We start from the raw sequence: 12,268 nt of genomic DNA on the forward strand, positions 1-12,268 counted from the left end.
AGATACAAGAGTTACTTCTGTAATAATAGGATCTAGTAAACCAGAACAAATATTGTATTCAATCAAAGCTCTAGACAATACAAGCTTTACCAAAGAGGAACTAAAAAAGATTGATACCATATTAAAATGATTAAAAAAAAATAACCCAAATAAAAATTAGAAAAAAAAAATGAACTATTTTAAGACAAAACACTCTCAACAGCTAAGATTTACCCTCTTATTTCTCTTTTTAGCATTAGCTACAAACGTTTTTTCCCAAGCACGCAAAGTAATTAATTTTGATAGTGGCTGGCAATTTATAAAAGGAGAAGTCCCTGGTGCAGAAAAACCTTTATTTGATGATGCGCAATGGAGAAAACTAGATGTACCTCATGATTGGAGCATTGAAGGCTCTTATGACAGAGCCAACCCCTCGGCTCGTGGCGGTGGCTACCTACCTACCGGAATTGGTTGGTATCGCAAAACATTTAAAATCGATAAGGCTGATGCAAAAAAAATATATTCTATCGAATTTGATGGCGTAATGGCTAATAGTGATGTCTGGATAAATGGTAAACATTTAGGAAAACGGCCTTACGGTTATATCAGCTTTACTTATGACCTTACTCCTTATTTAAACTTTGATAAAACTAACGTTATCGCAGTGAGAGCCGATAATTCAATACAACCAGCTTCTCGTTATTACACGGGTGCCGGTATTTATCGTCACGTTCGGTTAGTTTCGGTCAACCCAACCCATTTCAAGCATTGGGGAACATTTATTACCACACCAATTGCTACAGCCACTAAAGGAGTAGTTAACCTAAAGGTTGAAATAGAGAATAAAGGAATTGTGGGCGACTACAAATTACAAATTGAAATTATTGACAATAAAGGAAAGGTAGTGAAAACTGTTGAAAGTCAAAAAAACATTTCAGCAAACTCGACCGGATTGTTTTCGCAAGAAATTGAAATCACGAATCCAAAATTATGGGATATTGGCGAACCTAATTTATACACCGCAACAACTAAATTATATTCGGGAAAAACACTCATCGATAATCAAACTGTTCCATTTGGAATTAAAAAATCAGAATTTATTGCCGAATCAGGTTTTTGGTTAAATGGTAAAAATTTAAAACTAAAAGGGGTTTGTTTGCATCACGATGGAGGAGCCGTTGGTGCTGCAGTACCTGTAGGAGTATGGAAAGAGCGCTTTAAAAAATTAAAAGAAGTGGGTGTAAATGCGATTCGTACGGCACACAATCCTGTTGCGCCAGAGTTTCTTGATTTGTGTGACCAAATGGGATTTGTGGTAATGGACGAAACCTTCGACACCTGGAACTCTGCCAAACACAATGGTGAAAAAGGGTATAATTTATATTTCACGGATTGGTGGGAACAAGACACAAAAGATGTTATTTTGAGAGATAGAAATCATCCCTCCATCGTAATTTATAGTATTGGAAATGAAATACATGACGACCTCAGTTATCCGGAAGGATACAAAAAGTACAAAATGCAGGAAGACGTCGTAAAGAAATATGACGATACCAGACCGGTAACAATGGCGCTTTTCAGACCTGCAAATTCTAAAGTGTACCTTAGTGGTTTTGCAGAGCAAATGGATGTTGTAGGGCAAAACTATCGTGAAAATGAACTAGTCGCTGCCCATGAGGCGCACCCAAACTGGAAAGTATTAGGTACCGAAAACACCCACGTCATTAGTCAATGGCTTGCTTTACGCGACAAACCTTATATGGCAGGTCAATTTCTATGGACAGGTTATGATTATTTAGGCGAAGCCGATTGGCCGGAAACGACAAACAACCAAGGTTTGTTTGACAGAGCAGGAAATTGGAAACAACAAGCCTTACAGAGAGATAGTTGGTGGTCTCCTGAACCAGTTGTACACATTGTAAGAAAATCTGAAAATGCCGGAGCAGGAAATTGGGTTGGAGATTGGACACCAAACGATTTTGATACCTATGATAATGCAAAAATTCAAGTGTATAGTAATTGCGATGAAGTGGAACTTTTCCTTAATGAAAAATCATTGGGAACAGTAAAAAAACCAGCAGATGATTCACCAAGAGAATGGAATGTAACTTTTGAAGAAGGCACTATAAAGGCAATTGGAAAAAACAATGGTAAAATTGCAGCTCAAGAAGAATTTACATCTGCCGGAAAACCGTCAAAAATTATAATTACCAAAAGTAATCCAACGCTCGCCAACAATTGGGATGATGTTTCTTTTATCACAGCAACTATTGTTGACGATAAAGGAATACCATGTGCGAATGCAGATAATTTAATAAAATTTACTATCACAAATTCAGGTAAAATTATAGGAGTCGACAATGGTAATATCATAAGTCATGAATCCTACCAATCTCCTGAAAGAAGTGCATACAGCGGGAAAGCGATTGCAATCATTAGAGCAACTCAAGACACTGGTAAAATTGAGATAAAAGCTAACGCGGAAGGTTTAGCGGAAGGATCAATAAGTATTGAGATTGTTCCTGAGAAAAAGAACTAATACAACTATATACCCAAAAAGTTGCTTAAAAAAAAATAATCCTCGGAGCAAAGCCCCCGAGGATTATTTCAAGATTTAATAGTCAAAAATAGTTGGTTCTAAAATATCCTATTTAAAAAGTTTATTGAATTCGTTTCAATAGACTTTTTTTTATTTACGAAAAACTTTACTTCACTTTATTTTGATTAGAATTGGGCTTCAATTCATCAGGGCTGTCTTTAGTGTAGGTCTTGAATATTTCTTTTGAAGGACTTACAAATACATCCTGAATGACTTCAAAACTCAACTGATTTTTTGGATTAAACTGATCCGAATTCATGTACTGCTGAAGCGAGAAAAATAATTCTCGGGAAGCAGGTTTATTTTGAATATCTGGTCCCACATTGGCACTGCTTACTATAATTTTTCCTTTTCCTACTTGCGCTTCAAATACTAAAGCCAGTCTGCGATTCATAAACCAAGTATCTATCGGTTGAATTAGTGGACGAAAATCGGCTGGAAAATCCTCCAAATTCATTACTTGAGCACGGTTTTGAATATCCCACCACTGTAAATCACTGTGAAAACTGGTTGGAAAGTTTGCAAAAGCAGGACTTTTATCCTGAATTAGCATTCCTGTAACATGAGGCGGACGCATTTTAAACCAAGACGTATTCCAAAAAACAGGCAGAAAATGCATTTCCACTTCTTTCCCTTTCACCACTTTTCCTGCTGCATTCAAAAACACTTTACCTCCGTTATTCAACACTTCTTTTGCCTTATCGTCAAGCACCGTGGTGTAATAAATAGAAGGGGAAATTTCATGATTTCTATCGGGGTAAACCCAAAAATTCCAATCGTTCGCAAAGTCGGTGTTATTGACTTTTACTTCAAGATTTAATTTCGTAGCAGTTTTAATATCAGCCAACGGAAAACTAAGATTTCCAACGAAGATGCCATTTCCGTTTTCGAATGTTTTAGAATCAAAACTTCCCGAAGAAAGCACATCCCCTCTTTCGTTTTTAATCGTCCAACTGATTACCGCATTTTTTAATGGAACTTTGCCAGAGTGAAAAAGAACTATTTCTGCATTGAAGGTTTCTGCATTGGTATACACAAACTTTGGAATTTTTGCCAAAGGAACTGTTGAATTACAAAATCGACTATACTCTTGGGCATTGACATATCCTTTTTCTTGAAAAAAAGCATCTAGAACCCCCACCAAAGCCGTTCCCTGACCGGGGAAATCTTGCAATCCCAACATTTGAAAACCTCCGAAACCAGGCGTTCTCAACATTTTTTCGATTTCATTTTTATAACACAAAACCTGCAACTTTCCAGAAGCATTTAAAAAATCTTTGCTTTGATCTCCCATTTTATGATCCTCCAAATCTTGGCGGAACATTTCAAAGTTTTTGGCTCGGTATACTCCTTTATATTTCGGAATTTCGTCGAAATTTGGAAAAACACAATACTGACCAATTTCGTGCGACACAAAAGGAACTTTAAACGGAGCTATGCCAGCGCTAAAATCAGATTCCGTTTCCGGCATTTTTTCCCATTTCAAGCCTCTCACACCTCCACGTGACTGGTATTCCGCATTCGGAACCACAGGCCAACTTCCTCCTACTGACATACCGGTATAAACTCTCCTGCTATCTTTTGCTTTCCAAAAATCGACAAAGGCATTCAGGTATTTCACCTGATTTCCTGCCGGTTCATTCCCAGCAGATAACATTGTAAAAGAAGCATAATTCCCGTATTGCTTTGCCATTCGTGTGGTTTCGTCATATAGAAATTGGTCAACAGGCTGACCTAATCCTATTTTAGGACCGTGATTGGGCCAGCTAGGTCCTTCGGGTTGCAAATAAAGGCCAACTTTATCAGCCGCAATAAAGGCTGCTTCGGGAGGGCACCAGGAATGAAAACGAACGTGGTTTAATCCATACGCTTTGATTTTTTTTAAAACTTTCTCCCAAGCCTCAACTGTCGTCGCAGGATAACCTGTTAGCGGAAATTCGCAATTATGTACCGTTCCGCGAAGAAAAACAGGAATACCGTTTATCAAAAATCGGTTTCCTTCTATTTTGAATTCACGCATTCCAAACTGCACGGTTTTACTGGCTTTTATTTCTTTGGAAACCAATTTTACTTCCAGATGATACAAAGCGGGATCAAATTCATCCCAAGTAAGCATCCCTTTTCCAAAAGGCAGTTCGAGTTCCATTGTATTCTCTCCCAACTTAGACACAGAAAGGTTACCAACAATCTCTTGTGTTTTGTCTGATGATTCAGAATTGAAGCTTTTGGCAGCTATTGTAATTTTTCCGCTAAAATTATTTTGAGTGCTATTATTAACCGTGATTTTCACTCGGGCTTTGTGGTTTTTCACATCGGGATATACCTGAACATCCTCGATATAAACAGGTGAAATGGCTTCCAAGGCAATTTTTCCAATGATACCATTCCAGTTTCCTTGGGTATGATCGGTTACGCTGTGCGAATCGGGTCCAACATTTATTTTATTAATTCGATTATCAATCCGAATCGAAATGCGCTGTTTTCCTGGCAGCAAAAATGCGCTTAAATCATAAACGTGAGGAGCTACTAACGAATTTTGCAACCCCACTTCTTTGTCATTTACCCAAACTCTGGTTTCGATATGAGCCCTCTCTAAATAAAGAAGTATTCGTTTGCCTTTCCAATTGGCAGGAACGTTAACCTCTTTTTGATACCAAGCGGCTCCCACATAATGTTTTGCGGGAGTTAACCAAAACGGAATGTGTATGTTTCCGGGCTGGCGGTATTTTTCGAATCTTGGAATAAAATAAAAAGAACTATCATATATAGAACCTGTCCATTTAGTTTTTAAAGTTATTTCATCGCCTTTTAAGAACTCCGCCATCGAGCCAGGCAGCTTTATAACATCCGAAAGATTCCTATTGTACCATTTTGCAGTAACACCTTCATCATTTCTATCCATTTGAAAATGCCAAGTACCTTCCAGATTAATCACTTCATCCTTACTTTCAAAACTGCTCAATGAGAACAATGACACCAACAGCAGGAAGCTGCATAAATACTTTTTCGCCATAATTATAAATTTTTTATTTTTTTAATGTTTTCTATTGGTAAACCAAAACTAAACTGATTTTACTCCCAGTTTGTTTATCATAGGTTTTTCACTAATGAAACATCATCAACTTGACAAAAAACATTTGCTGCACCATCTGCCAGAAAACCAATCTCCACCTTTCCAGCCTTGACAACTATATTTGGTATGTGAATTGTTTTCCAAGATGTATTTTCTTCTTTAATACTGTATTTGAATTGGTTATCATTGCTTAAAGCATACATTTCCAAGTTGTCAAAACCACTGCTGTTCTTTACTTTGGCAGTCAGTGTATACAATCCATCTTCTAATTTTACATATGGTGAAGAGGTAATTGTCTGGGATATTTTTCGTTTAAAATTAACTTTATCACTGATATTCAAGCTTTTTTCGCCTATTACAAGCTTTCTATCGTTTTCCGTATTAAAATAGTTTATAACCGGAGAAGTAATCTCGTTAAGGCTATTTTTATTTCCTTCAATAACCTCAGTAGCCCAGCCGGTTAATTGTATTTGCACCGGTTTTACAGGACTGGGAATATACCTGCGGTCTGCTTCGAAGCTACCATTTTTCACATAATTATTGTCCGCGGCTACTTTCCATGTACCTGTTTTGGCATCTAGGTTCCAAGAACCAAGTGAATTAAAATAAGGTGTTTTCCCATCAAATGAAATCGGAAACCATTGGTTGTATCCTAAACCGTTGCCTGCAAAATTTGCCCATCTGTCGCCACAATAAACTACCGTTTCCTGTTCGCTACCTTTAACATTAACAAAAAAACCAGTTTGTGTAACATGTGCATAATCTTCGGAAGCGCCATTCATAATCAACATTTCATTGGTGGGTAAATAAGGCCCTCTAATATCATCTGCAACCAAATAATAAGCAAAAGAGGCATCCCATCCATATATATTTGACGCAAACATATAATACTTGTTATTGTATTTGAACATGCAATTTCCTTCACGACTTTCGCCCTTAAAAACCTGTGTGCAGTCCAAAAGATTTATCTTTCCTTCTTTAACACCTATTTCCGAGACATAGATCTTGTTACGTCCTCTTCCATAAGAATAAATGAGGTAAGACTTTCCTGTATCTTCATCAGTAAATAGGGTTTGATCTCCAGTGTTGCTAGTCCCAATCATTTGCTCCATATTTATTTTTTGATACCAAGTAAATTCACCTGTTGGCGAATCTGAAACAGTAATCAATACCTCCTTATCATGTTGAACAAACATGGCATATTTATGCAGCTCCTTGATGTAAGTTACACCTAAGCGACCCACCCAGGTTTTCCCTGACTTATTTACTTTGTTTTTAGTTAAAACATCACCTTCAAACGTCCAGTTGACTAAATCTAAAGAGCTATAACAGGTTACAGATTCAAAAGTAGAGGTCGTTTGCGTAATAAATGGCGCATTGCGATAGCTATCGGCCTCAATATAATGAACTCCATACCAGTAATACTTTTTTATCCCTGTTACTGGATCATCGAATTTAAATATACCACCACCCTGGCTATTAATCGGACGCCCATCTTTGGTATTCCAAAATACATCATTTTTGATATTAAGTTTCTGTGCATAACTAGTTGTGCATAGTCCTATACAACAAGCCCACATCAGAATAACAACACTAAAAGAATAACATTTTATTATTTTCATTACTATTTTCCTATTTCAATTTGATTAATAATTTATTTATCAATCCTATAAACAAATCAATCAATGTAAATAAGTTTTCTAAATTCGCTAATAATTAATAAATGTACCTAATCGCAATTAGCTAACCGTCATGCACTATCCTGCATTATTTTTATCTGTTCTGCCTGCGCAAAAGGATTGGTGCCGAAAGTAATCTCTAAAAATAAAATGTTGTAAACCCGTTGGCTGTAATTATTTGAAATAAAATAAATAGATTAGATATTAGTCAATATATTGAAATTAAGGGTGTTTATGTCAAAAAAAACTAATATCTATGTGAAATATAGTGAAAAATTATTTTAGAAGTTTAGAAGTTTTAAGTTCTTTGAATATTGATCTCCTATCATCAAATACACCCTGAATATCATTTAAAATATGGAAACACCAAAAAGGATTAATCTAAAAACTACTTTTCCAATATCAAAAGGAAACTTCTCATTTTTTAATTAAAATTCTCATATTTCTGTTGTAGTAGTTTTGTCAAGGCACTTTCTGTTTTAGAATCCAATTGTTGGGAGGCAAAATGTTTCCACATTCCATCGATATAAATCAGTAGCAATTCAGCTTCTAAAGTTGGATTTTCATACTGTAACTTCGAAAAAGCTACTGTTAGTTTTTCGTAACAAGGCTTCATAAAAATGTCGTGGTATTTTTGAGAAAGTGAATTTAATGCAATGATTTTATGTTGCATTTTCCAAAAATCGGGATGCGAATCTACCAAAATTCGGGGAACCTCAACGATTTTCAAAATGTATTGCAATCCGTTTTCGTCATTCAAATAATTGGAAATTATTTTTGCTGCGTCTTGATAACCATGTTTGATTATTTCCTCCAATAATTTTTCTTTCGTACCAAAATGCCTAAAAATCAATGCTTCTGAAGTTTCCGCCTCAGAAGCTATTGATTTTGTAGAAGTGGCTCGCTCTCCATTTTCTGTGAACAGTTTGAGAGCAGCGTCAAGTATGTCCTTTTTTTTGTTCATATAGAAATTAATTAAAGTGCGAGCATTTTTAAATTTTAAACTCTTTCTATGATTACGGCATATCCTTGTCCCACACCAATACACATGGTTGCCAAAGCATATCGCTTTTGTAACCGTTGCAAGGACAAAGCAGCGCTATAAACAATTCTGGTTCCTGACATTCCCAGTGGATGTCCCAAGGCAATTGCTCCTCCATTCATATTAACTCTGGAATCATTGTCTTGAAGTCCCATGGCTCTGGTACAGGCCAAACTCTGAGCTGCGAAGGCTTCATTCAATTCAATAATATCGATATCATTCAATGTTAATCCGGCTTTTGCCAATGCTTTTTGCGTTGCCGTAACAGGACCAATTCCCATAATTCGAGGTTCAACACCTACAACCGCCGAACTTACGATTCTGGCTAACGGTTTCAAATTGTATTTTTTTACTGCCGCTCCAGAAGCAATAAAAGTAGCCGCTGCACCGTCATTCAATCCCGAAGCATTTCCTGCAGTAACTGTTCCATCTGCTTTGAAAGCCGGTTTTAATTTTGCCAATGTTTCAGCTGTTGTACTGGCTCTGACGAATTCATCTTCAGAAAAAACAATCGGTTCGCCTTTTCGCTGCGGAATGCTAACGGGAATAATTTCTTGTGCCAACACTCCATTTTCTTGCGCTTTGGCCGCTTTCATTTGTGAATTGTAAGCAAAAATATCCTGATCTTCACGGCTGATATCGTATAAATCCACCAGATTTTCAGCGGTAATTCCCATAGGATCCACGCCGTACATTTGTTTCATTTTTGGATTTACAAAACGCCATCCAAAACTGGAATCTTCCATCTTTGAGTCTGTTCCATAGGCTTTTGATGCTTTTGAAATCACCAACGGGCCGTGAGTCATATGCTCTACTCCGCCGGCAATAAAAATATCGCCATCCCCAGCTTTAATAGCTCTTGACGCACCAATAATGGCAGACATTCCTGATGCACATAATCTGTTGACCGTTTCTCCCGGAACTGTAACCGGTAGTCCCGCCAGCAATGACGCCATTCGAGCCACATTACGATTGTCTTCTCCCGCCTGATTGTGACACCCTAAGATGACATCATCAATTGCATCGGGTGGAATATTTGGATTTCTATGTACTAATGCTGCAATGACAATTGCAGCCAAATCATCTGCTCTGACCCCAGAAAGTGTTCCGCCAAAACTTCCTATTGGCGTTCTGATTCCATCAATTATATATGCTTCTATATTCATTTTTATTATTTTTAAATTATAATTCTTCTTGCGGAAGGTTTGCTTTTTTTCTCCAATAGTTAATTACCGTCGATGTGATAATGGTAATCGATAATCCAATGAAACATCCGGTAGTCACTGATATAAACCGTTCCACAGCTCCTATCCATGACATTTGTTCTTGTTCATGAATTAATACAATGATGAGCGCTACAATTGCAGTTCGCGCCACATTCATCAGATTAAATAAATAACAAGTAGCTATGGAAAGAACAATACCCAACAATAGCATATAGACATTTGGGGCATGAATAAAATAACAAAACAATCCAATTCCGGAGCCAATTAGGTTCGATTTAAACCGTTCAATCGATAAACGACGCGCATCTTTTGCTTCGGGCGATATAACCAAAATAATAGAGAGCATCGTCCAATACAGTTCATATTGAGGAAAACCCATATACAATTGATAGCCAATTAGAAAACCAATAATGCATTTGAACCCATAAATAATTAAATCAGATCCGATACTGTATCGTATTAATTTGTTTACCATTCGATTAATATTAGATTCTTTAGAATTGAAAAACTAAAGGTAATTCTATTCTATCCTTCTTTTTATGCTAATTGCTCCACGAATTTTGCTTCCGTTCTTTCTCGAACTTCTTCTAATGTTGCTCCCGGCATTAATTCTATTAAAGTCAATTTGTCATCAATATATTTGAACACGGCCAATTCCGTAATCACCATATCAACAGAACCTAAAGTCGTCAAAGGCAAGGTGCAAGTGGGTACAATTTTAGAACTTCCGTCTCTATTATTATGATTCATGGTAATAATCAGCGTTTTTGCACCCGAAGCCAAATCCATTGCTCCGCCAACTCCTAATAAAGGTTGTCCCGGAACAGCCCAATTAGCCAGATTCGCATGCTCATCCACTTCTAAACCGCCCATTACCGCAATATCGACATGTTTTCCACGAATCATCGCAAAAGAATCTGCACTGTCAAAATAGCTGCTTCCCGGTACTGCCGTAACTGGAATTTTTCCCGCGTTTACCGGATAATTCATTGCTCCTCCTCCATCTACAGGTTCTGGACCAACGCCTAACATTCCGTTTTCAGTGTGCAAAATAACACCGTGTTTAGGTGTAATTAAATCCGCAACTAAGGTTGGAATTCCGATTCCTAAATTGACTACATCTCCTTTTTTCAATTCCTGTAACGCACGTTTGGCCATATTCATACGGTCTTCACTCACTTTTTTTCCTTTACTAACTGATGCCGATGAACCTAAGTCTTCCAAAGTAAGTGTCGCCTGAACCAAGTAATCGATGTAGCATCCTGGTGTATGAATATAATTTGGATCTAAAGCGCCTTCCGCTACGATTTCTTCAACCTCAGCAATAACCAAATCAGCTGCCGTTGCCATAGCGCGATTGAAATTTTGCTCTGTCATTCGATAGATTAAATTCCCTGCTGTATCCGCTTTCCACGCTCTGATAAAAGCTACGTTTCCACGAATCCCCTTCACAAAAACTTGTTCTACACCATCAATTATTTTGGTTTCTTTCCCTTCTGCAATTGGCGTTCCGGCTGCGGTTGGCGTGTAAAAACCTCCTATTCCTGCCCCTCCGGCTCTTAAGGCTTCCGCCAAAGTTCCCTGTGGTATCAATTCATATTCCACAATTCCATCCTGAGCAGCTTTCACCGCTTCGGGATTACTGGTGAAAAAAGAACCAATCATTTTTTTCAATTGTCCGTTTCGCAACAAACGTCCGCCCCCAATCCCCGCTTCACCTACATTGTTTCCAATGAAAGTGATGTTTTTAGTTTCCGTTTTCGATAAAGCATCCATTAAATGGACTGGATTTCCCGTCATCCCAAAACCACCTTGCAATAAGATATCGCCATCTTTTACAAAAGCTGCAGCTTGTTCGGTTGTTATTTGTGGAACTGTTTTCATAATTTAATTTTTAATAAATTCAATAAGTAGTTTTGTAAAATCATCAGCCTTTTCAATATTTGAAATATGAGCCGTTTTTAAGGCAGCCAATAACGAATTTGGGATTTTTTCCATTAGAAAATCACCATCTTTTACGGTGGTCACCAAATCCTCTGTACCAGAAATAATTAAGGTTGGCACCGAAATTCTGGAAACTTCGTCTGTAAAATCAGCATCCCGAACGGCGGCACAACAAGAAATATATCCTTCTACTGGCGTTTGCACAAACATTGCTAAAACCGCATCAACCTCCGCTTTATTTTCGGTAACATATTCAGTGGTAAACCAGCGTTCCTGCGTTCCTGAAACGATACTGTCCAATCCATTTTTTTGAACCGTTTCAATTCGGCTATTCCAGCCTTCATCGTTTCCAATTTTTACGGCAGTATTACAAAGTATCAGTTTGTTCAACCGTTCCGGCGCATGAATTCCTAACCATTGTCCGGTCAATCCGCCTATAGATAATCCGCAGAAATTTACTTTTTCAATCTTCAGATAATCCAATAAATCCAATACATCGTTCCCCAGCATTTCAATGGAATATTCCCCTTCGGCAACTTCGCTTTTTCCATGACCACGCGTATCGTATCGCAGGATATTAAATTCTGCACCAAGTAATTCTAATTGTTTATCCCACATCGTCAAATCTGTTCCTAATGAATTAGAAAAAACAATAGTTTGCTCCTTTTTGAAATCATCAAATACATAATTCAATGTTGTATGCTGCATTTTTATTTTTGACATTAT

8 protein-coding genes are annotated in these 12,268 nt (G+C 37.4%); 1 reads left to right on the forward strand and 7 read right to left on the reverse strand.

Going from position 1 to position 12,268, the window contains the following annotated elements:
• Positions 1–169 precede the first annotated feature (169 nt).
• Positions 170–2,518 (forward strand): glycoside hydrolase family 2 TIM barrel-domain containing protein, encoded by a 2,349-nt coding sequence (locus ACM55K_RS16000; RefSeq protein ID WP_416851275.1) that lies wholly within the window; start codon positions 170–172, stop codon positions 2,516–2,518.
• 166 nt (positions 2,519–2,684) lie between these two features.
• Here the strand turns inward: ACM55K_RS16000 and ACM55K_RS16005 are convergent, their stop codons facing one another.
• The 7 genes from ACM55K_RS16005 to pcaD all read right to left on the reverse strand — a co-directional run bounded on the left by ACM55K_RS16005 (position 2,685) and on the right by pcaD (position 12,265).
• Positions 2,685–5,591 (reverse strand): exo-beta-1,4-galactosidase, encoded by a 2,907-nt coding sequence (locus tag ACM55K_RS16005; RefSeq protein WP_416851276.1) that lies wholly within the window; start codon positions 5,589–5,591, stop codon positions 2,685–2,687.
• Positions 5,592–5,668: 77 nt separating this feature from the next.
• Positions 5,669–7,273, reverse strand: a complete 1,605-nt coding sequence (locus ACM55K_RS16010) for a family 43 glycosylhydrolase (RefSeq protein ID WP_416851277.1) — start codon at positions 7,271–7,273, stop codon at positions 5,669–5,671.
• A 481-nt stretch (positions 7,274–7,754) separates the two neighbouring features.
• Positions 7,755–8,294, reverse strand: a complete 540-nt coding sequence (locus tag ACM55K_RS16015) for a TetR/AcrR family transcriptional regulator (protein ID WP_416851278.1) — start codon at positions 8,292–8,294, stop codon at positions 7,755–7,757.
• Positions 8,295–8,329: 35 nt separating this feature from the next.
• Positions 8,330–9,538: a 3-oxoadipyl-CoA thiolase gene (pcaF, locus tag ACM55K_RS16020; RefSeq protein ID WP_416851279.1), complete on the reverse strand. Its 1,209-nt coding sequence runs from the start codon at positions 9,536–9,538 to the stop codon at positions 8,330–8,332.
• A 16-nt stretch (positions 9,539–9,554) separates the two neighbouring features.
• Positions 9,555–10,073 carry an FUSC family protein gene (locus ACM55K_RS16025; RefSeq protein WP_416851280.1) on the reverse strand — a complete coding sequence of 173 codons (519 nt, stop codon included), beginning with the start codon at positions 10,071–10,073 and terminating at the stop codon, positions 9,555–9,557.
• A gap of 62 nt (positions 10,074–10,135) precedes the next feature.
• The gene (locus ACM55K_RS16030) at positions 10,136–11,482 is read right to left on the reverse strand and encodes a 3-oxoacid CoA-transferase (RefSeq protein ID WP_416851281.1); all 1,347 of its coding nucleotides are present in this window, start codon (positions 11,480–11,482) and stop codon (positions 10,136–10,138) included.
• Positions 11,483–11,485: 3 nt separating this feature from the next.
• Entirely contained in the window at positions 11,486–12,265 is a 780-nt protein-coding gene (gene pcaD / locus ACM55K_RS16035; protein WP_416851282.1) for a 3-oxoadipate enol-lactonase, read from the reverse strand.
• Positions 12,266–12,268 lie beyond the last annotated feature (3 nt).

Source organism: Flavobacterium arabinosi, from assembly GCF_048158725.1.
GTDB lineage: Bacteria > Bacteroidota > Bacteroidia > Flavobacteriales > Flavobacteriaceae > Flavobacterium > Flavobacterium arabinosi.

Bases quoted from the DNA above. Each gene is read 5' to 3' on its own strand.
- pcaF (WP_416851279.1), bottom strand. From the start codon at position 9,538: ATGAATATAGAAGCATATATAATTGATGGAATCAGAACGCCAATAGGA.
- ACM55K_RS16015 (WP_416851278.1), bottom strand. From the start codon at position 8,294: ATGAACAAAAAAAAGGACATACTTGACGCTGCTCTCAAACTGTTCACA.
- pcaD (WP_416851282.1), bottom strand. From the start codon at position 12,265: ATGTCAAAAATAAAAATGCAGCATACAACATTGAATTATGTATTTGAT.
- ACM55K_RS16025 (WP_416851280.1), bottom strand. From the start codon at position 10,073: ATGGTAAACAAATTAATACGATACAGTATCGGATCTGATTTAATTATT.
- ACM55K_RS16010 (WP_416851277.1), bottom strand. From the start codon at position 7,273: ATGAAAATAATAAAATGTTATTCTTTTAGTGTTGTTATTCTGATGTGG.
- ACM55K_RS16000 (WP_416851275.1), top strand. From the start codon at position 170: ATGAACTATTTTAAGACAAAACACTCTCAACAGCTAAGATTTACCCTC.
- ACM55K_RS16030 (WP_416851281.1), bottom strand. From the start codon at position 11,482: ATGAAAACAGTTCCACAAATAACAACCGAACAAGCTGCAGCTTTTGTA.
- ACM55K_RS16005 (WP_416851276.1), bottom strand. From the start codon at position 5,591: ATGGCGAAAAAGTATTTATGCAGCTTCCTGCTGTTGGTGTCATTGTTC.